The organism is Synechocystis sp. IPPAS B-1465, from assembly GCF_003015225.1.
Classification (GTDB): domain Bacteria; phylum Cyanobacteriota; class Cyanobacteriia; order Cyanobacteriales; family Microcystaceae; genus Synechocystis.
The window spans coordinates 2,066,703-2,086,049 of record NZ_CP028094.1 but is presented as its reverse complement, the minus strand read 5'-3'; the positions used below and the strand labels follow the sequence as shown (position 1 = coordinate 2,086,049).

Below are 19,347 nucleotides of genomic sequence, written 5' to 3'. Positions count from 1 at the left end.
TATTATCCTCTATATTGTTTCGTTTCTTTAGGAGTAGCCTTGCGAGCAGAAATAATTCTGATGATAGATTCATTCTCTTGGAAGCAGTGAACAATTAGCAGGATTCTCATTCTGGAACTTCTACCCAGCATTAGGAATCTATCTTCTACTTCTGAATGATTATCATCCCAAAACTGAATAGCATTGTCATCGTAGAAAACAGTCTCAGCTTCCTCAAAAGAAATACCATGTTTTTTCTGATTGGTTCGATTCTTTTCTTCGTCCCATTCAAAAGAAAGTGAATTCATTTTAAGGTCGCTAATCTGTGGGAGACACTGCTTTAAGTCAGTTGTGCCCCTATTCTAGCATGGTGGAAATAAGCCCATGGTTAATGTGGATCGCCGTTAATACCCGATCGCCAAGCACAATCCGATCCTTGATCGTCAGTTAACCCTGACCGCCTGAACAGTTACCAAAGTTTTTGAACCGGGTAAAGATCGAAGACTTTATCAATACTTAAAATCGGAATTTCTTCGGTCATAGATTGGGCAATTAAGATTCGATCAAAGGGATCTTTATGGTGATGTTCAAGAACCGCCAGTTTCCAGATATGCTCCAAGTCAATAGACAGAACCTGCAAACCATTGATGGTCATTTGATTTTTGATTAATTCTTCTGGGGAAATGTTAAGTTGTAACTTTCCAAGTTGCAGTTTAATTTGTATCTCCCATGCACTTGCTGTACTCAAAAATATTTTGTTACTTGTGTTTGACAATAAAGAACTTACTTTTGAAGATAGTTTTTCCTGAGCAATTGATCACCAAACAAAGGCATGAGTATCTAACAGCAGTTCCATAAATCAGACTTCCGAAAAAAACTCATCCGTTAGAGGATCATTAAAATCATCACTTATCCAGCCTTGTCCTTGATACAATCCTGAAATTCTAGTTGCTTTTTTTTCTTGAGTTTCATCGGAATTTGCTGTTATAGATTCTAGAAAATCTAGAATTTGTTTTTGGTTTTCCGGAGAAAGTACCTGAATTTTTTTAAATACACTCTCTGATAGTTCTATCGTTGGTTTGGTCATAGTTTTGACATCTTAATCAATCGATAATAGCTCTATGCTAACACAAGCTCAGCAAGCCCACTGCCAATAGGGCTGGGCATCTGTCAACCTCTCCCCCCTGATCGCCAAGCGCTATCCTATTCTTGACCGCCAAATAACCTCAGACCAGAAATGCCACCACAGAAAAAGCGGCCAAAAAAGAAGATAAACCACTGGGATCTGCCTAAAGGATTTTGATCATGAGAAAATGATTATTGAAGAGATTGTCAATACTCTTTTAACTACTATGACCAGAATCATGCAAGAACCATTGCAAAGTAAACTTCATGCGGTAATTCAGCAACTTAACTTAGTTAAGCAAGTTAGTGATTCCGAATTCTGGATAACGACGGAAGAATTGTGTATTTTGCTAGAGTTTGATGCAGACACCTTAAATATGTTGAAAACTCAAGAGGTATTATTTCAGTTTGCTTGGCGAAATTTTGTTTGCACTTTAGTTAGCCATCAGGGTAATTACAAACTTTGGCAAATTATTAACCAGTCTCAAGTCGAATCCTCTTCACAATCAACTGTTAGCCAAGCTGAAGAATCCTACGCACCTTCATTTCTAATTAATCACAACTTTTATAAAAACTTATCTAATAATTCATCTATAGGTCAAATTCAGATAGAGCGACAGTCTACTTCAGCTACTCCCCAAGCTTCACCAGAAATTTTGCCATCCCATTTTATTCAGGTGAAAGATTTTTTGAGTGCTACAGAGTTAGAGCAGTTGTTTAAATTTGTAATTCAGAATGAAAATAATTTCCTGCCTACAAGCAATTCAGCTAATGATTCTGATTATCGTCGCTCTATGTTTTTGCCGATTTTTGCGCCGTTTTCAGAATTAATAATAGAACGAGTAAAGGCAATTTTACCCCAACTGATTAGTGATCTACAAATACAACCTTTTCAAATTGATTATGTAGAAGCTCAACTTACTGCCCATAACCATGGAAATTATTACAAAGTACATAATGATAATGGTAGCCCCGATTCTGCTACCCGTGAATTAACCTATGTTTATTACTTTAACCGAGAGCCTAAAGCCTTTTCTGGTGGAGAGCTAGCCATTTATGACAGTAAAATCGAAAATAATTTTTATGTAGCCGCTGAATCATTTAAAACTGTACAGCCAGTTAATAACAGCATTGTCTTTTTTCTCAGTCGCTATATGCACGAAGTTCTACCAGTAAACTGTCCTTCCCAAGCTTTTGCAGATAGTCGATTTACCATTAATGGTTGGGTGAGAAAGAAGTAAAATTCTATCTTTACGGTTGTGCCTTTAATTCTGGGAAAATAAGCAAAAAAAAGCAAACTGCTGGAGTCTGCCTAAAGTAATTTTGATATTGTTTTGCTAGAGATTTTTGGGCTTAATGAAGGGGGAGGAAAACACTCTACGGGCTACCGAGGAATGTAAGTACAGGTTTTGTTATTCCCGCTTTGAGAGTACGTCCCTCCTAGATCATCGCAAGCCTTCTTGTTCTGTACATTTACGGTAACTGGGGTAGGAGATGGGCTGGGACTGGGAGATGGGCTGGGACTGGGAGATGGACTGGGACTGGGAGATGGACTGGGACTGGGAGACGGGCTGGGACTGGGAGATGGACTGGGACTGGGAGATGGGCTGGGACTGGGAGACGGGCTGGGACTAGGAGATGGACTGGGACTGGGAGATGGACTAGAAGAAGCTGTTAAGAAGGAACCTGTGTAAATTGGGGGCTCAGTTATAGCATCATCATCAGCTAAACTGGAGTCAATCTGAGACCAGCTAGAAAATGATGTAAGGGTAGGTGATGGAGCGGTAAGTGGACGTAGGTCAGGAGGAACCGATCCCCAGGTTTGAGAGGTTTGGGTAACAGCCAATTTGCCATTATTTACAGCACAATTGCCTTTGGCATAAGTCTTACCCAAAAGCATTCCTTCATAACTCCCATTTCCTGTGCGACCTATATCGTAATTGGGGGCAAGAACAAAAGCTTTCGTCGTTCGGCTCGAGTTTCCATTCATGCAAATTGAACCACTACTCGAAAGACCAAATATTTGGATATCTGTCGGCTGGCAACCATCAGCTGTATTACAAGTTCCGTTGATTTCCGCATTTCTACCAATGTCACCAGTTACATACAGACGGTATTTCTTTCCTCCAGTATTGTCAAAGTTAAGCTCAAACTTTCTGTCTAAACTACTAGATTCATAGTAATAGTAACCGTCAACCGGCTGTTCTCCACTTCGGGGGAGAGAGATTGAATCGTTATTCCCCACGTTTAGTGTATATACACGATTCTGAGATCTTGCCGATGCTAAAGCCGACAATGGGATGGAAGGCATTGGGGTAGATGCCCTTACAGCGGCAAATCCCCCAGCAGCGTTCTGTATTGAGTTAAGATCATCAATATAAGCATCAGTTAAATCTGTGGAACCACACCCTGCCAGGACTATATTTCCTCTTATTTCACCAGTCTTAGGAACAGCGGGAGTACCTGTTGTATCTACAGTGTCACCAGCAGTACCCTTATCAACACCGCCTTCTGATATCCAAAGTGCAGGCACCGTATCCGAACCACCAAAAGTGGAAGTTCCTGGTTTTCCAGAAATAGGAATATCCACCATCAAACGGGTTACGGCGTCAGTTGCTCCTTTGCTAGACACTCCCTCAACAACTAGACGCCCAATAACTTGACCTTGGGGAATTTTGCCTTTGTTCTCTTCTTCAACTCCAACTTTGTAACTTACTATACGAAAAGAGCTATTGCTATTAATCGGTTCTACTTGACCAGCAGACGCTTCAGTAGCTAACTCACGAAGTTTGCCTAAGACTTGTTTTTGAGATGCAAGTTTAGCCGAATCAACGCCAGAAGAGCTCCCCTCACTACAGATAGACCCACTGTTGCTTGATACCGAATTTAGATGCTCTTCAAGAACAGCTCCAAGGGTAGTTTCGCTGTTTGGTGTTCCATCCGACTGTATTAAGGTTGCCCAATCAGAATCGTCGAAAAGAGCTGCATATTTACTGCTTGCAAGCAAACCTTGAACACGCGCTAAGCCGGTCTCCGCTGCTGCGTCACTAGAGGACTTAGCTGCCTTCGCTGTGACCTGATTTTGATCATTCATCCCCTTCATAGCAATAGCGGCGGCCGCCACCGTAATCACCAAACCGCCCATAATCACCATGGGCATGGCAAAGCCGGCATTACGTTTGGGGGCAGTGAGGAAATTGAGGAAAAAGCGAGTATTCATAATTGATCTTCAACTGTGAGTAAAAATAAAGTGAGCGAGATAGGAAAGCAATCAATAAAAGAAAATAAAAACAAACGAATTACATTAGGAACACTGAACTTTGGTTCTTGTTTGAAGCTGGGTCAACTCTCTACCACCACCCTTCATTTCACCAAACTGTATTTTATTATCCCGGTTAACCCACGTATGTGATCTGGATCACAGCCCTCCAACCATTCATTAAACCCTAAGCCTAACCTACCCAGACAGAATCAAAAAAGTAGCAGAGGAGTTAGAGATAAATCTGGCTAAAAGCCCAAAACCATTACTAGTCAAGGAGTTAGGCAAAATCAAAAATGCCCTGCTGGGGCATAAACCAATTGGTAACTAAACTCGAAAAGAATCTTCCGTTCAATCACAGGACCAACCATCAATTCGCCCAAGTAAATTACTGCCCTGCCCTGCCCCCACATCAGTGGACAGCAAGCAAATTTAAAAACTTTTCAGAACATGTTTGGAAAGTTTTATTCCGCCCCCTAAATCCCCCAATACTGGGGGACTTTCATTCAGTTTCCCCCCAAATTTGGGAGGTTAGGGGAGCTTTTCGAACAGGCTCTTATAAGGTTATTTAATGGACTTATCGGGGCGGACATCGGTAAAATCAAAATCCATGCCGAATCGGGTATGAAAGGCTGACGTACTTTATTTTGCACTTATATTCTAGACTTAGTTATCGTAACGACAGTTTCCCATAGCATAACGTTCAAATTATTGGCTAATTTTTCATGCTACTATCCCTGCGGATCAATAACTTTGCTTTGATTGATTGCTTAGAAATTAACTTTGGGCAAGGCTTGAATGTATTGACGGGGGAAACCGGCGCCGGGAAATCAATTTTGCTTGATGCGATTGATTTATTACTAGGAGGAAAGGCCGGAGCGAGGGTTTTGCGCCAGGGGTGTTCCAGCGGTGTGATTGAAGGAATTTTTTCCACCAGTACCGAGCTTAATGATTGGTTAGCAACCCAAGCCATTGAACCATTGGAAGACAACACCATTGCCTGCACGAGGGAATTTAGCAAAAAAGGAAGCTCATTAAATTCCCGTTCCCGCCTGAATGGAGTGTTGGTAAATCGCCAAATTTTGGCAGAATTGCGGAGCCAATTGGTGGAAATTACAGCCCAGGGCCAAACTCAACAACTATTAGATCCGGGGCAACAACGGCAACTACTGGATTTATTTGGCGGGCAAAACTTATTAGAAAAACGTCAAGCGGTGGAAATAACTTATAAAGAATTTACCCAAGCCAAACAAGCTTTAACAGCCAGGCAACAATCGGAACAAAATCGTTTACAACGGCTGGATTTTTTAACCTATCAGTTACAGGAATTGACCGAAGCAGAATTAACCGATGGCGATGAATGGGAATTGTTAATCCAAGAACAGGAAAAACTTTCCCATGTGGTGGAACTACAACAGTTAAGCTATCAAGCCACCCAGCTTTTGTACCAAAGTGAACGGGATACCCCGGCGATCGCCGATTTGTTGGGGGATGCGGAAGGACAGTTGCAAACCATGGCGGAATTTGACAGTAGCCTTAATCCCTTATTGGAACTGGTACAAACAGCTTTAACCCAAGTAATTGAAGCAGGACGGCAAGTGCAACGCTATGGAGATAATTTGGAAGCTGATCCAGAGCGGTTAGGGGAAGTGGAAGCAAGATTGCAGGTGCTGAAAAGGATTTGTCGTAAATATGGCCCTAGCTTAACCGAAGCGATTGCCTACCAAGAAAAAATCCAAGCTGAATATGACCAGTTGACGGATGGAGAACAATCCCTCGCCCAGTTGCAGGAATCTTTGACCAAGGCAGAGCAAGAATTAATTAAACATTGTGGTCAGTTAACTTTAATTCGCCAAAAAACGGCGCAAAAACTAGAAAAAAGGTTGGTACAAGAACTCAAGCCCCTGGCCATGGAAAAGGTAATTTTTGTTTGCCAATTGGAGTCCAGTGCCCCCAGTAGTTTCGGCGCAGAACAGGTGGTGTTTTATTTCAGCCCCAACACCGGGGAAAAAATTCAACCCTTGGCCGCCACTGCCTCCGGTGGGGAAATGAGCCGATTCCTCCTGGCCCTCAAAGCCTGTTTTAGTGAACTGGCTCCCCCCAGCCAAACCTTAATTTTTGATGAAATCGACGTGGGAGTATCCGGCAAAGTAGCCCAGGCGATCGCCGACAAGCTAGCCCAACTCAGTCAGCGCCAACAACTGCTCTGTGTCACCCATCAACCTTTGGTGGCGGCCCTGGCCGATGCCCATTTCCATGTGGACAAAGTGGTCATTAATGAAAATATTGCCGATCCCACCAATCCCCAGCTTGACGAAGATTTACGCACCGTTATTCGCATTACTCCCCTCCAATCCGACGGCGATCGCCAACAGGAATTAGCCCAACTCACCGGGGGCCATTCCGCCAAAGAAGCGTTAGCCTTTGCCCAATCTTTATTGGAAAAATCCGCCGCCCGTCGCCAAGCCTCCCAAGTTTAATCCCGAGCCGCAGGGTTAGTTAACAGTGGGAATCCATGCAAAACTGGAGACAGTCCAACTACCGTTGTTGGTCAGTTGTCTTTTCCCTCCCCTCACCATGCCTGCCAAAGACGTTCAAATCTGCCCGATCGCCGTTGACACCACTGTGTTTCGCTCCCGCACCTGGGACAGGTTGAAGTTTGAAATTGAGTATGGTTTGCAACGGGGCACCACTGCCAATAGTTACCTGATCAGTGCTGATAAGATTGCCCTCTTTGACCCGCCGGGGGAATCCTTCACCGATAATTTTGTCGGCACCCTAATTCAACGGTTAGACCTCAACAGCCTGGATTACGTCATTTTGGGCCACGTCAACGCCAACCGGGCCCATACCCTGAAGCTTTTGTTGAGCCTAGCTCCCCAGGCAACCATTATCTGCTCTAACCCCGCCGCTCAAAATTTAGAAAAATTGCTGGCGGATGCTGAAGTCAATAATCCTATCCAAGTGATGAAAGGTAATGACCACCTGGATTTGGGCCGGGGCCATGAATTGACCTTTATCCCCACCCCTAGCCCCCGGTACCCAGGGCAACTCTGCACCTACGATCCCCGCACCGAAATTTTATTCACCGATAAACTGTTCGGGGCCCACGTTTGTGGTGACCAAGTGTTCGATGAAGGTTGGACTATTTACCAAGAAGACCGCCGCTATTACTTTGATTGTCTGTTGGCCCCCGCCGCCGCCCAGGTTAGTGCCGCCCTGAATAAGTTAGAAGCCTATCCAGCCCAGACCTATGCCCCCAGCCATGGCCCCCTGGTGCGCTACGGTTTGCGGGAGTTGACCCGTAACTATCAGCAATGGCTCAGTGAACAACAGGCCCAAGCTTTGAACGTGGCCTTAATTTACGCTTCTGCCTACGGTAATACCAGCACCCTGGCCCAGGCGATCGCCAGAGGCATTACTAAAGCTGGGGTAGCGGTAACGGCCATCAATGCGGAAACTAGCAACGCAGAGGAAATTAAGGAGGCGATCGGTAAATCCGCTGGCTTTATTTTTGGTTCCCCTACTCTGGGCGGCCATGCCCCCACCCCCATTCAAACGGCCCTGGGCATCACCCTGGCCAATGCGTCCAAAACCCAACTGTGCGGCGTGTTTGGTTCCTTCGGTTGGAGTGGAGAGGCGATCGATATGCTGGAAAACAAATTTCGGGATGCGGGCTTTAGCTTTGGCTTTGACACCATCCGGGTGAAATTTAAGCCCACCGACCAAACTTTGAAAATGTGCGAAGAGGCCGGTACGGATTTTGCCCAAGCTCTGAAAAAGGCAGAAAAACGCCGTCAACCTAAATCTGCTCTGCCGGAGTCGGAATCTGCCCGCACCGAACAAGCGTTAGGCCGTTTAGTGGGTTCCCTCTGTGTGGTTACCGCCCAGCAAGGGGAATTGAGCAGTGCCATGTTAGCTTCCTGGGTTTCCCAAGCTACCTTTTCCCCCCCTGGTTTGACCGTTGCCGTTGCCAAAGAAAGGGCGATCGAATCTTTGCTACACAAAAACAGTTGCTTTGTGTTGAATATTTTGCAGGAAGGCAACCATCTGGGACTGATGAAACATTTTCTCAAACCCTTTGCCCCCGGCGGCGATCGGTTTGCAGACGTGGCCACGGAAACGGCGGAAAATGGCGCACCAATTTTGACGGAATCCCTGGCTTATTTGGAATGTCGGGTACAACAACGGCTGGAGTGCGGTGACCATTGGGTTCTTTACGCCGTGACTGACCGGGGTGCCCTACTCAAAGATGGGGTAACGGCGGTGCATCACCGGAAATCTGGCGATCATTATTAGTTCAATGCGCAAATTTAGTCCTAATACACCGTTTTCTCGATGAATATACCCAACTGGGTAACTGTTTCCCGTTTATTGGCTTTACCCCTGCTATTTCTTTGGCTACCGACTCCAGAAGCCGAAACCCGTTGGTGGGGAGTGGGGATTTTTTTGCTGGCCGCCAGCACTGACTGGTTGGATGGTTACCTAGCCCGCCGGTTAAATCAGGTGACGGAGTTGGGCAAATTCCTTGATCCGTTGGTGGATAAATTACTGGTATTAGCCCCGTTATTAATTTTGTTAACTTGGCAGGTAGTTCCCCCCTGGGCAGTGGGTTTAATTTTGGCCAGAGAGTTAGTCATCGCCGGTTGGCGGGTTAATCCCCAGCTTGCCAGTCAAACAGAAATTGCCGGGGCCAATCTCTGGGGCAAAGTAAAAACCGTTACCCAAATCACGGCGATCGCCTTGTTGTTAGCACCGTTGCCAGAAATTTATGGCCAAATTGGCACGGTCATCTTCTGGATAGCAGTGGTTTTAACGCTCATTTCCGGGGCAATCTACCTGTTTCCTCCGGGAAACAACAAAGTCGAGGCTGGCTAAAAACTAACTTCATCGGCGAAACTCTGCCACCGGACAAAATGAAAAGCACCGGCCACGGAGCCCCAAACCCGTTCGTTGGTTTCTGGATCGTAACCACGGTCGAGGCTAATTAATCCCGTTTCGCTCACTTCAAAACTATTTTCCAGATAGGTTTCCTTGCCGTCCCGCATCACTCGGCATTGCCGTCCCGGTTGCACTTCCCCTTTAAAGCTAGTGCCGGTCCATTCCACAATCATGTCACAGCCATGCATGGGTTCGAGATCAGCGGGGGTTAGTTGAGCTAGTTTGCCCAAATCCCTGGCCGCACCATAGAATTTTTCCTCATCTTTGACTTTAAAGTTTTCAATTTCAATATGATCTTCCACCACCTTTAATTTCAGCACCCGTAGGCGATAGGGCCTCTGCAACATAAAGTCGTAGGCCTGTTCTAAAAATAAAAGGCGATCGCCAAACTTTGCTTGGTCGAGGGGACGAATGGCCACCCGGATATGGGCATAAAAAGGGGGATTTTCAAAGGCTTGGGCCTGGTTGCTAAAATCGGCGGCCATCCAACGGGCTAGGGCGGAAAGATCAGTGGAATGGGACATAAATAGTTATTGAATAATGACTGCTTTAAAAGGTTTTTAAAAAATGTCTAAGTAAAGACAAAATACATTGGAAGCCTTCTCAAGGCATCTAATATCTTGTTTCAGGTAATTTTACCGCATTAGTTGACGCCAAGTATTCATTAAAAACTCTGTACGAAGCGTGGTTTTACCTTTGATAATGGAATCGGCAGGAAATAATTAGTAAATCTCGATCAGCAATCGTGTACACCAAACGATGCTCAGAATTGATGCGCCTCGACCAGTAACCGGAAAGATTTGCTTTGAGTGGTTCTGGTTTTCCTATACCATCAAAAGGATCCCTGGCAATTGCCTTAATGAGTAAATTAATTCTTTTGAGAAGTTTTTTATCATTTTGCTGAAACCAGAGGTAATCATGCCAAGATAGCTCGGTAAAGGCGATTTTCACAGTTCCAATAAATCTGGTAATTTTTGCTTAATGATCTGTCCAGTTTCAGCTTGCTTAATCGATGCCATTAAATGTTCTGCGTTGGTTGGATTAGAGAGTAAGTAAAGGGTTTCTTGCCAAGAATTAAATTCATCCAATGATATTAATACCGCCTGCTGACCTTGATTGTTGCTAACGATGGTTGGTTCTAGATCAGAAATGACAGCATTAATTAATTCATCCAAATGATCTTTGGCTTGGGTGGTTGTAATTGCTTTCATTCAGCTCTCCATTGAGATTTTGCTCCATTGTAACTGTGTCCCTTGACCAGGAAAGTTGCCCTTAATTGACTATGCTGACGGAAAATTTTCCTAAACCGATCGCCAAGTGCCATGGAAACTAAAGGGAATTACCTGGGGTAAAGCTAAACGACAAATGGGTTCTGCCTGCAAACGATCCGCATCCCATAGCCACACCTCACTGCCATGGCGATCGCCGTCATAGACCACAGTGATAATCCAACCCCGACCGCCGTCATCCGGGTGGGGAATGTAAAGGGGTTCCACGGGATACTGATGCTCTCCTAGCTTAGCTGTGGTTACATCCCCTGTGTGGTAATCAATGCGGGCAATTTCCCCAAACCATTGGGAACCAAGGATTTCCGCCGGTCGTTGCAGAGCCATATAGGTATAGCGCCACGGTTGCCCAGTCCGTTGGGGATTAATCACCGGAAATTCCCCACTGCGGCTCAGCACATTGGTTAACTCAACTATTTTGGCCGTTTGGGGATTGAGGATAGCTTGCCATAGTTGACCATCCGTGGAGGTTTTCACCGCTCCGGTGGGTACTTCACGCAAATATTCATTGGTTTGGGCGAAATCGTTGAACCGAACAAAATCGAGCCGCACATTGCCATCGTCCAACTCACAGCCGTTGCCGTAGTGCCATTGGAACCAGGATTCCGTTTCCCCTTTACTGACAATTTCCAACGTTTGGCGATCGAACACCACAATCTTTGTTCCCCCTTGGGCATCCCAACCCAGAGCATCGGCATAGGCCACATTACCCAACAGTAAAGAAAATTGATTGAGGGTGATAGGGGGTAAAAACAGGACCAGATAACGCCCCGCCATGCAAAAACTATGGCAGAAGGGAGTGCGGCTCAGTTTCAAACGACGGTGCTTGAGCAAGTTGCCCTGGCGGTCTAGACGGTAAAGGTTGAGGTTAAATTGGAAATCCACCCCAATACTAAAAATTTCCCCCGTGACCGGATCCCGCAGAGGATGGGCGGAAAAAGGTTGCCCCGGTTGAAAAGCCCCGCCAAAATCCTCCGTGCCCAACGTAGCTAAATTCTCTAGATCCAAAGCGTAGGGATGCCCCGCTTCCCACAGGGTCCATAGGCGATCGGGCAGAGCCATTACCGAGGTATTAGAAGCATTTTTGAGTACATCGGTCTGGGTCAACAAACTTTTCCAGTAATGCCAAACCCCTTGAGGATCAACCATGCCGTAGTTACCGTAAAGATAACGTCCTGCTTTTTCTTCCTCTGCGTAACCTTGGGTTTGCACGTAACGATAAAGTCCTTGGGCTTGCCCTTCGCCAAAATGCACCGCCAGAATCGCCCCATCCCCATCAAACCAATGGCCGACTTTTTCCGAACCCCGACTGAGGCGGCCCGGCCCATTGCGATACAAACTCCCCTTTAATTCCGCCGGAATTTGTCCTGAGATCAGCTCCAATCCAGTGCGGTCAAATTCCACTGCGTTTTGGCTGAAATTGCTGGCCCAAGCGGCCCGGGAGAGGGTAGCGGTCATAGAGGGGTGAAAAAATTTGTGTGGGAAATGACGGCAGAAAAATCAGCCTTAACAGACGTTGGGCTTCCGGGGAACACCAGCAAAAGTAGAGACATTACTGGGGTTTTTCGACTGCAAAGCTAGGCAGATCATAGCAAAATTTCCCAGGGGACAATGGGGATTCCTTGAATGATGACGACCCAAATTGGGGATAAAACCTAGTACCGATCAAAAGACAAAATAGTTAATTTTTCGATGCCCGGTTTGGGCTTTTAAAAAGCTGGCTATTCGTGGTTACACTAAAAGTTGTTGATGTTGATTGAAATACTGACGGTAAACCGTGGCGGTGACTGCAATGGTACTAAGGGTGTTGGTCAATAAAATTAAGAACATAATCAAAATTTGATAGACCGAGGCATTGAGGGGATCACCCCCAGCTAACACTTGCCCGGTTAACATTCCCGGCAAACTGACCAAGCCCACCACCATCATTTGGTTCACAGTGGGAATCAGACTGGCTCGGATAGCGGCCCTACGATAACTGGCGATCGCCTGGCCGGGGGTAGCTCCTAAGCAAAGGTGGGTTTCAATTTCCCGGGGATTTTGCTGAATGGCACTGGCTAATCTTTCACCGGCTAAGGAAGCGCTGTTCATGGTTTGTCCCAGAATCATGCCAGTGAGGGGAATGAGATATTGAGGGGAATACCATTGGGGCGGCTGGATAATCACCACCAGGGCGTAACCCAAACTGATGGCAGTACTGGCCCCCAAGGAAAGCCATAGCCAACCAAACAGGGATTTACTGCGGGGATTAATGCGATTTCTGGCCACCACGGCGGCAATGGTTAACATAATCGCCAACACTAGCAACACTGCCCAGGGATTATCCAAGGAAAAAACCACTGCGAGAAAATAGCCCACCACAATCAGTTGCAAAATGGTGCGTCCCCCGGCCCACAGTAATTGCCCCGTCAGATTTAGCCCCTGCCATTGCAAAAGGGCGATCGCCGCGCCCAGGAGTCCCAACATCCAACCAATGTCGGCCCAATCCAGTTCGATTAAGGCGTGTTCCATCGTTTCTCCCCACCAGTGTGGATTCTGCTTTGCTTATTGCAATAGCCCCAAACTTTTCAATGCCTCTAGGGCTGCCTGTTTGGTGGCAATTTGCTTACTGGGGCCAGAGCCTTGGCCATGGATTTTTCCCGCTACTTTGACGGTAAAGGTAAATTCCTGGGCATGGGGTGGCCCACTGGTGTTGATTAGTTCATATTCTGGCAATTGTTTAGTTTTGGCCAAGGCCCACTGCTGGAGCATGCTTTTTACATCCATGGTCGGCACTAGTTTTGGCGATCGCCCATCCTGGCTTTTTTCCCACTGCTCTAGGATGGGAACGAATAGTTCTTGAATGAAATCTTCCACCGCCGTCAAACCCCTATCCAGGAGAGCCGCCCCCAACAATGATTCAAAAACATCGGCCAGGATGGAAGGGCTGGATTGTCCATCGTCCCTGGCCAAACTTTGGCTCAGGCGAATTTCCGGCGCAATGTGTAAAAACCTCGCTAGATAGGCCAACTGATTTTGATTAACCAACTGGGACCGCAGACGGGTTAACTCTGCCTCAGTAAAATGGGGATAACGTTCAAAAAGAATGCGCCCCACCACAAAACCCAACACCGCATCCCCAAGAAATTCCAGCCGGTCATAGGAAGGAGTACCAGGATGTTCGTTGCAATAGGAACGATGGGTGAGGGCTTCGAGTTTTAACTGGGGGTCCCCGATGGGGGGGAAATCGGGATGGTTCACACGCCCCGTTCAATGGATCTTTCTGCCTGGGTAAATTCCAGTTGTAAGCGTTTTTTCAGCTTTTCGGGAATGGGACGGGCACCGTAGGAAGTGTAGTATCCAGCCAGGGAGTTGAGGGCCGTTTGCATGGTGGTAAAGGATTTCAGCCCACCGGCATCACCTTTGCGACGGTAACGGGAAATATAGTCATTAATCTGGCCCCGGGCGGTGTCCTGCACCTCTTGGCGATTGGGGGCATCCTGGGGTAGATCGATGGCCTCCCGCAGGGTGGCAATGACCGTCAGGGTATCTTGGCTATAGTTGCCGGTGAGTCCTGTGCCGCTGTCGCAGGCCGTCAGACCGATCGCCACCACCAAAATTAAGGCCAACAGCCGTGACAACTGATTTTTCAAAAAGGACATCACTGAGGGTTCCCTCCCTGGATTGTTACTAAATTTTGTTAATTTTTCTATCCTACCAGTTGGCCAGGGCCCCCTAAGACTTCCTTTTATTCTGACTTGAGGATGGGGGCGGGGGAAGGGATACTGGTTTCGGGGGCTCCATTCTGATTGGCCAAAGCCTGGTTGGTCACCTGGAGGGCAATGTTTTTTATCGGGTCCTTATACTGCACTGGAGCCAGCATAATTGCCTGCTGGAAAAAAGGGTCGGCCTCCTTAACTTTGCCAGTTTGGGCCATGACCTGGGCCTGGGCTAGGACGGGACGAAAATCATTGCCGTTGACTTTGCTAGCGGCTTCATAAATGGCGATCGCCTGGTCGGGGCGATTTTGACTGAGGTAAATTTCCCCCAGCAGAAGTTGTAAGGAAGTGAGTTGGTCGGGGGGAACAGTGCCAGGGGCTCCGGTTTGGGCTTTGATCGCCTGGGTGATGGCATTTTGCACAATGGCCACCGCTTCAGCGGGGCGTTCCTGTTGGGCATAAAGTCCACTTAGACCTTTCAAAGCTTGGATGTTATGGGGGGATTGAGTCAGGATTTCTCGGTAAACCTTTGCCGCCCCCGCATTGTCCTCCAGTTGGGTCTTAAGCTGGGCCAACAGAATACGGTACTGCACCTGATCCGTTCTAATCTGTCCCAACCGCTCGAGAGGGGCGATCGCCGCTGCCAGATTTTTTTGTTGCAGGCGAATTTCTAGCAAACCTTGGAGAGCATTGACATTATCCGGCTCCCTTTCCAGCACTAACTGATAGCCCAACGCCTGACTTTCTAGAGGTGTGCCCCCATTGACGACTCCATCCGCAGCGGGACGGGGTTGCCACAAACCCATCACCAGAGGCACCAAGGAAAATAACACCAAGGCACTGACCATGGCCCCAATGCCGACATAAACCCAAACATCCCGTTGTGTCCTAGAAGTTGCCACCCCAATGCCTCCTCCGGCAAGATTTACCCTAGCTTAAAGCAATGATTGAAAAATTTAAGTCTAAATAATTTAAATCTCAGTTAATAACCCTGACAGATCACTCCACCAGTTCAGTCATGGAAGACTCAAAGATAATTTTTACCATCCAGACTAGCAATTTTTGCTTTTCCAGCATAGCCGCCCGACCCTAGAAGTCCATGTTAAGCGCTGTTCTCAGAATGGTTAAATGGAGGGGGAAATATAAATCATTGTAAATTTAAGCTTTAGATTTCAGCTTTCTAACAGAATTTTTGCCCAACTAATCCGTTGCCAGGGAGTTTAACAGTGTCAATCAAGTTAGTAGTATTGGACATTGATGGCACCATCGCCGGAGTATCCAATCAAATTAACCCGTCAGTGGTGAAAACCATTCACCAGGTACAGAGCCGGGGTATCCAAGTGGCGTTGGCCACTGGCCGTATGTTTAGTTCTGCTCTACGGTTCCATCAGACCATTCAATCAACCCTGCCTTTGATTAGTTACAACGGTGCCCTAACCAAGCATCCCCACACTGGTGCTGTTTTAAGGGAAAAACCCCTGCCCCCGGCGATCGCCTTGGAAATTTTGGACCATTTTGAGCGACCGGAACTGGAACCCCATCTTGATATCCACTGCTATTACAACGACCAGCTCCATGTGCGGCATATCACCCCAGAAACCCATGTTTATATGGAAAGGTCCGGTGCCATGGCCCAAGCTAGCGGCGATCTACGCTCAATTATTGAATTGGGTAGCACCACCAAAATGTTAGCCATCAGTCGCAATGCTCCCCTCATGGCCCAGTTGATGGCGGAAATGGGTCAAAAACTCCAGGGCCAAGCCGTGCATCTGACCCAATCCACCGAGATTTACTTTGAAGTCACCCACGCCGAAGCCACCAAAGGCCTGGCCCTGCAACATTTAGCTGAAGACGTGTTAGGGCTTGATCCCCAAGAAGTTTTGGCGATCGGAGACAATTTTAACGACGTGGAAATGCTGAAATATGCCGGAGTGGGGGTAGCCATGGGTAATGCTCCCCCGGAAGTGCAAAAGGTGGCAGACTGGGTAACGGCGGACGTGGAAGCCGATGGAGTGTCCCAAGCCTTGGCTAGGTTCTGCCTAGATTCAACCCTAGCACTCTGTTAATTGTTGGCCCAAAACTGAAAAGGAGCCCGCCAACAGCAAACTCCCCTTCAGACCAAACAAATTAATCTACTTAATGCCCAGGCAAAAGTCCTTAGTAGGTTTCCACGTGCCAGCGGTGCTCTTTTTTCATTTCCCGTTGGAAAGTGGTCCACTCCTTGCCATTTTGTTCCGCTAGGGCAGTGAACGCTTCATCAATGCCGGGTTCCATGCCTTTGAGACCACACATATAAGTGTGGGTTTTGGGGTTTTGCATCAAATTCCACAGTTCTTCAGCATTTTCCGCCACCCGGTGCTGGATATACATCCGGCCGCCCTCCGCATTTTGTTGCTCCCGGCTGATGGCATAGGTTAAGCGGAAATTATCGGGAAATTCCGCTGCCATTTTTTCCAAATCATCTTTATAGAGAATATTTTCTGATTTGGGAATGCCAAAGATGAGCCAAGCTAGGCCTTTAAATTTGTAATCTTCGTGTTGTTCCTTGAACATACGCCACAGGAAGGCCCGGAAGGGGGCAATGCCGGTGCCGGTGGCCAGCATCACAATGTTGGCATCTTCGTCTGGGGGTAAGAGCATTTCCTTGCCAACGGGGCCAGTAATAGCAATGTCGTCCCCTTCCTTGATGTTGCACAGGTAGGTGGAGCAGACCCCTTGTACGGTTTCCCCGGCTTCGTTTTGATATTCCAATTGGCGCACACAGAGGGAAACGGTTTTGTCGTCGCCAAAATCACCGTGTCTGGTGGAAGCAATGGAATACAGGCGCAACTTATGGGGTTTGCCCTTATCATCTTCCCCGGGGGGAATGATACCGATACTTTGCCCTTCTAGGTAACGGAGATCCCCAGCGGAGAGGTCAAACGTGAGGTGTTGTACTGTGCCAATGGCCCCTTCCCTTACCAAAGGATAATTTTCTAAAACTTTGCCGATGTAGGGAGTTTTGGGACGATAAATATTGACGGGAATATCGTCAGCTTTTTTTTCTTTGGGGGTTGTTGTCATGGTTTTGTTAGATTCAGGGGCTGGATTAGCCACCGCTTCTGAACCACTTCCCTCGGATTGACTGGGTTTAGCAATGCCCTCGGTGTGGGGTAAAGGCGAATCTCCCTCTAGAGGCTTAATGCTGACAATTTTTCCTCCCATCCGGGTAATGCGTCGCATTTCTTGGTTCATCCGCTTTAGGGGGACGGTGATGAACGTGCTGCCACTACGGCGGATGGGATAGTCTAAGCCATCAGTCATGGTGCTCTGACTCAGGCCGATTACCTCATAAACGAATAAACGATTACCGGCATCGCTCTGGCGGGATGAAGTCGCTACGTAACCGGGACTGTACATGGGTTAATTGCTCCCTACTCAATCAAATAATACTGACAGAAATTTATCGCAGTATTATCAAGCCTACCATCGTCAGGCGATCGCCGTGGCCGGGAGGAGCAGTGGGGTCAGAAGCGGATATTTAGTCCTACCACCCTAACAAAGTTAACCTTGATAAAATGTAACCCATGTATCACTTTACCGGACGATTAACCCTGGAATGAACCTCCACTAGTCTAAGTTAAGTCTAGTCATAGGGCGCGCCCCCCCTTGAATCGGTCAATCTTGTAGAAGGGAATACAATTCTGATAGAATTCATACTCAGTATTCAGAGGGTCAGGCTATATCTCTGGCTAGAACCGAAGAGCGTTATCTGGGGTTGACCAGGATGACTAGATCTCAGGATTAGTTTTCCTTCGGCCCTTGACAGGGGGTTAACAAGCCCATAGGCTCTGGTTTGTCTCTCCAACACGCCATCTGGGGTGAGGAGAAATTTTCTAGGAAACCGGGTTAACAATCAGTTTTGCATTTTTGAGGGATGTTATGACCACACAGCTAGACCGCGTGGTTCTTATTGGTGTTGCCGGGGATTCCGGTTGCGGTAAGTCTACTTTCTTACGTCGTTTAACGGATTTATTCGGCGAAGAGTTCATGACGGTAATTTGTTTGGACGATTACCATAGTTTGGATCGCCAGGGTAGAAAAGCCGCTGGGGTCACCGCCCTGGATCCCAGAGCCAACAATTTTGACCTCATGTATGAGCAGATTAAAACGCTCAAAAGTGGTCAATCCATTATGAAACCCATTTACAACCACGAAACGGGGCTGCTGGATCCGCCGGAAAAAGTTGAACCCAACAAAGTGGTGGTTATTGAGGGTTTGCATCCCCTCTACGATGAACGGGTGCGGGAACTGGTGGATTTCGGGGTCTACCTGGACATCAGCGAAGAAGTGAAAATTAACTGGAAAATTCAACGGGACATGGCCGAACGGGGCCACACCTATGAAGATATTTTGGCTTCCATCAACGCCCGTAAGCCTGACTTCACTGCCTATATCGAGCCCCAAAAGCAATATGCGGACGTGGTGATCCAGGTGTTGCCCACCCGCTTGATTGAGGACAAGGAAAGTAAACTCCTGCGGGTTCGTCTTGTGCAAAAAGAAGGGGTTAAATTCTTCGAGCCAGCCTACCTGTTTGACGAAGGTTCCACCATTGATTGGCGTCCCTGTGGTCGGAAGCTGACCTGTACCTATCCTGGCATCAAGATGTACTACGGCCCCGATAATTTTATGGGCAACGAAGTATCTTTGCTGGAAGTGGACGGCAGGTTTGAAAACCTAGAGGAAATGGTTTATGTGGAAAACCACCTCAGCAAGACTGGTACTAAGTACTACGGTGAAATGACCGAGTTGTTGCTCAAGCATAAGGATTACCCAGGCACTGACAATGGTACTGGCCTGTTCCAGGTGTTAGTGGGTCTGAAAATGCGGGAAGTTTACGAACAGTTAACGGCGGAAGCTAAGGTCCCGGCCTCTGTGTAACTGCGGTACCAATAATTACCTGACCTGCTGGTCTGCATAACCTAATTTACTATTTCGTGGTGGCCATGGCTGTGGTTCCGCCACGATTTTTGTTGGGGTTTGATTTAAGGGAGAAATCTTCTAATATCTAAGGCGGAGT

The 19,347-nt window shown here is 47.2% G+C and carries 19 protein-coding genes; 6 read left to right on the top strand and 13 right to left on the bottom strand.

Annotation, left to right across the window (positions count from 1 at the left end; translation table 11 throughout):
- Positions 1 to 2: 2 nt before the first annotated feature.
- The 3 genes from C7I86_RS09915 to C7I86_RS09905 form a co-directional block, all read right to left on the bottom strand.
- Positions 3 to 287 (bottom strand): BrnT family toxin, encoded by a 285-nt coding sequence (locus C7I86_RS09915; protein WP_014407120.1) that lies wholly within the window; start codon positions 285 to 287, stop codon positions 3 to 5.
- 161 nt (positions 288 to 448) lie between these two features.
- On the bottom strand, positions 449 to 727 hold the full coding sequence (locus C7I86_RS09910) for a type II toxin-antitoxin system VapC family toxin (protein WP_230401098.1): 279 nt from the start codon (positions 725 to 727) through the stop codon (positions 449 to 451).
- A 111-nt stretch (positions 728 to 838) separates the two neighbouring features.
- Positions 839 to 1,066, bottom strand: a complete 228-nt coding sequence (locus C7I86_RS09905; protein WP_020862282.1) for a DUF2281 domain-containing protein — start codon at positions 1,064 to 1,066, stop codon at positions 839 to 841.
- A gap of 226 nt (positions 1,067 to 1,292) precedes the next feature.
- On the opposite strand from C7I86_RS09905, the gene C7I86_RS09900 reads away from it, so the two are divergent.
- The gene (locus C7I86_RS09900) at positions 1,293 to 2,345 is read left to right on the top strand and encodes a 2OG-Fe(II) oxygenase (RefSeq protein ID WP_010873092.1); all 1,053 of its coding nucleotides are present in this window, start codon (positions 1,293 to 1,295) and stop codon (positions 2,343 to 2,345) included.
- A gap of 143 nt (positions 2,346 to 2,488) precedes the next feature.
- On the opposite strand, the gene C7I86_RS09895 is transcribed toward C7I86_RS09900, so the two are convergent.
- On the bottom strand, positions 2,489 to 4,324 hold the full coding sequence (locus C7I86_RS09895) for a hypothetical protein (RefSeq protein WP_010873091.1): 1,836 nt from the start codon (positions 4,322 to 4,324) through the stop codon (positions 2,489 to 2,491).
- A 764-nt stretch (positions 4,325 to 5,088) separates the two neighbouring features.
- Between C7I86_RS09895 and recN the strand changes: the two genes are divergently transcribed.
- From recN to pgsA, 3 genes are read left to right on the top strand one after another with little or no spacing between them, the layout of a single operon-like run.
- Positions 5,089 to 6,843 (top strand): DNA repair protein RecN, encoded by a 1,755-nt coding sequence (gene recN / locus C7I86_RS09890; protein ID WP_010873090.1) that lies wholly within the window; start codon positions 5,089 to 5,091, stop codon positions 6,841 to 6,843.
- Between the two features lie 25 nt (positions 6,844 to 6,868).
- Positions 6,869 to 8,662: a diflavin flavoprotein gene (locus C7I86_RS09885; protein ID WP_010873089.1), complete on the top strand. Its 1,794-nt coding sequence runs from the start codon at positions 6,869 to 6,871 to the stop codon at positions 8,660 to 8,662.
- 39 nt (positions 8,663 to 8,701) lie between these two features.
- Positions 8,702 to 9,241, top strand: a complete 540-nt coding sequence (gene pgsA / locus C7I86_RS09880) for a CDP-diacylglycerol--glycerol-3-phosphate 3-phosphatidyltransferase (protein WP_010873088.1) — start codon at positions 8,702 to 8,704, stop codon at positions 9,239 to 9,241.
- On the opposite strand, the gene C7I86_RS09875 is transcribed toward pgsA, so the two are convergent.
- From C7I86_RS09875 to C7I86_RS09840, 8 genes are all read right to left on the bottom strand, one after another.
- Positions 9,238 to 9,828 carry a chromophore lyase CpcT/CpeT gene (locus C7I86_RS09875; protein ID WP_010873087.1) on the bottom strand — a complete coding sequence of 197 codons (591 nt, stop codon included), beginning with the start codon at positions 9,826 to 9,828 and terminating at the stop codon, positions 9,238 to 9,240. The genes pgsA and C7I86_RS09875 overlap by 4 nt on opposite strands.
- A 166-nt stretch (positions 9,829 to 9,994) precedes the next feature.
- Positions 9,995 to 10,255 (bottom strand): Txe/YoeB family addiction module toxin, encoded by a 261-nt coding sequence (locus tag C7I86_RS09870; RefSeq protein WP_020862284.1) that lies wholly within the window; start codon positions 10,253 to 10,255, stop codon positions 9,995 to 9,997.
- Positions 10,252 to 10,515: a type II toxin-antitoxin system Phd/YefM family antitoxin gene (locus tag C7I86_RS09865; protein WP_010873086.1), complete on the bottom strand. Its 264-nt coding sequence runs from the start codon at positions 10,513 to 10,515 to the stop codon at positions 10,252 to 10,254. Before C7I86_RS09865 ends, C7I86_RS09870 begins: the two co-directional genes overlap by 4 nt.
- A gap of 90 nt (positions 10,516 to 10,605) precedes the next feature.
- Positions 10,606 to 12,048, bottom strand: a complete 1,443-nt coding sequence (locus tag C7I86_RS09860) for a carotenoid oxygenase family protein (RefSeq protein ID WP_010873085.1) — start codon at positions 12,046 to 12,048, stop codon at positions 10,606 to 10,608.
- 273 nt (positions 12,049 to 12,321) lie between these two features.
- Positions 12,322 to 13,101, bottom strand: coding sequence for an iron export ABC transporter permease subunit FetB (gene fetB / locus C7I86_RS09855; protein ID WP_010873084.1), 780 nt, complete (start codon positions 13,099 to 13,101; stop codon positions 12,322 to 12,324).
- A gap of 33 nt (positions 13,102 to 13,134) precedes the next feature.
- Positions 13,135 to 13,830 (bottom strand): ribonuclease III, encoded by a 696-nt coding sequence (gene rnc, locus C7I86_RS09850; RefSeq protein ID WP_010873083.1) that lies wholly within the window; start codon positions 13,828 to 13,830, stop codon positions 13,135 to 13,137.
- Positions 13,827 to 14,234: a photosystem II protein Psb27 gene (gene psb27, locus C7I86_RS09845; RefSeq protein WP_010873082.1), complete on the bottom strand. Its 408-nt coding sequence runs from the start codon at positions 14,232 to 14,234 to the stop codon at positions 13,827 to 13,829. The genes rnc and psb27 overlap by 4 nt, the downstream gene beginning before the upstream one ends.
- An 83-nt stretch (positions 14,235 to 14,317) precedes the next feature.
- Positions 14,318 to 15,190: a lipopolysaccharide assembly protein LapB gene (locus C7I86_RS09840; RefSeq protein WP_010873081.1), complete on the bottom strand. Its 873-nt coding sequence runs from the start codon at positions 15,188 to 15,190 to the stop codon at positions 14,318 to 14,320.
- 324 nt (positions 15,191 to 15,514) lie between these two features.
- On the opposite strand from C7I86_RS09840, the gene C7I86_RS09835 reads away from it, so the two are divergent.
- Positions 15,515 to 16,354, top strand: a complete 840-nt coding sequence (locus C7I86_RS09835) for a Cof-type HAD-IIB family hydrolase (protein WP_010873080.1) — start codon at positions 15,515 to 15,517, stop codon at positions 16,352 to 16,354.
- Positions 16,355 to 16,445: 91 nt separating this feature from the next.
- On the opposite strand, the gene petH is transcribed toward C7I86_RS09835, so the two are convergent.
- The gene (gene petH / locus C7I86_RS09830) at positions 16,446 to 17,687 is read right to left on the bottom strand and encodes a ferredoxin--NADP reductase (RefSeq protein WP_010873079.1); all 1,242 of its coding nucleotides are present in this window, start codon (positions 17,685 to 17,687) and stop codon (positions 16,446 to 16,448) included.
- A gap of 522 nt (positions 17,688 to 18,209) precedes the next feature.
- Between petH and C7I86_RS09825 the strand changes: the two genes are divergently transcribed.
- On the top strand, positions 18,210 to 19,208 hold the full coding sequence (locus C7I86_RS09825) for a phosphoribulokinase (protein ID WP_010873078.1): 999 nt from the start codon (positions 18,210 to 18,212) through the stop codon (positions 19,206 to 19,208).
- Positions 19,209 to 19,347: the final 139 nt, after the last annotated feature.

What these genes read in the sequence shown, in the direction of transcription:
- fetB (WP_010873084.1), bottom strand. Translation starts at nt 13,101, where the DNA reads ATGGAACACGCCTTAATCGAACTGGATTGGGCCGACATTGGTTGGATG.
- pgsA (WP_010873088.1), top strand. Translation starts at nt 8,702, where the DNA reads ATGAATATACCCAACTGGGTAACTGTTTCCCGTTTATTGGCTTTACCC.
- C7I86_RS09875 (WP_010873087.1), bottom strand. Translation starts at nt 9,828, where the DNA reads ATGTCCCATTCCACTGATCTTTCCGCCCTAGCCCGTTGGATGGCCGCC.
- C7I86_RS09825 (WP_010873078.1), top strand. Translation starts at nt 18,210, where the DNA reads ATGACCACACAGCTAGACCGCGTGGTTCTTATTGGTGTTGCCGGGGAT.
- C7I86_RS09895 (WP_010873091.1), bottom strand. Translation starts at nt 4,324, where the DNA reads ATGAATACTCGCTTTTTCCTCAATTTCCTCACTGCCCCCAAACGTAAT.
- C7I86_RS09860 (WP_010873085.1), bottom strand. Translation starts at nt 12,048, where the DNA reads ATGACCGCTACCCTCTCCCGGGCCGCTTGGGCCAGCAATTTCAGCCAA.
- recN (WP_010873090.1), top strand. Translation starts at nt 5,089, where the DNA reads ATGCTACTATCCCTGCGGATCAATAACTTTGCTTTGATTGATTGCTTA.
- petH (WP_010873079.1), bottom strand. Translation starts at nt 17,687, where the DNA reads ATGTACAGTCCCGGTTACGTAGCGACTTCATCCCGCCAGAGCGATGCC.
- C7I86_RS09900 (WP_010873092.1), top strand. Translation starts at nt 1,293, where the DNA reads ATGATTATTGAAGAGATTGTCAATACTCTTTTAACTACTATGACCAGA.
- C7I86_RS09865 (WP_010873086.1), bottom strand. Translation starts at nt 10,515, where the DNA reads ATGAAAGCAATTACAACCACCCAAGCCAAAGATCATTTGGATGAATTA.
- C7I86_RS09915 (WP_014407120.1), bottom strand. Translation starts at nt 287, where the DNA reads ATGAATTCACTTTCTTTTGAATGGGACGAAGAAAAGAATCGAACCAAT.
- C7I86_RS09905 (WP_020862282.1), bottom strand. Translation starts at nt 1,066, where the DNA reads ATGACCAAACCAACGATAGAACTATCAGAGAGTGTATTTAAAAAAATT.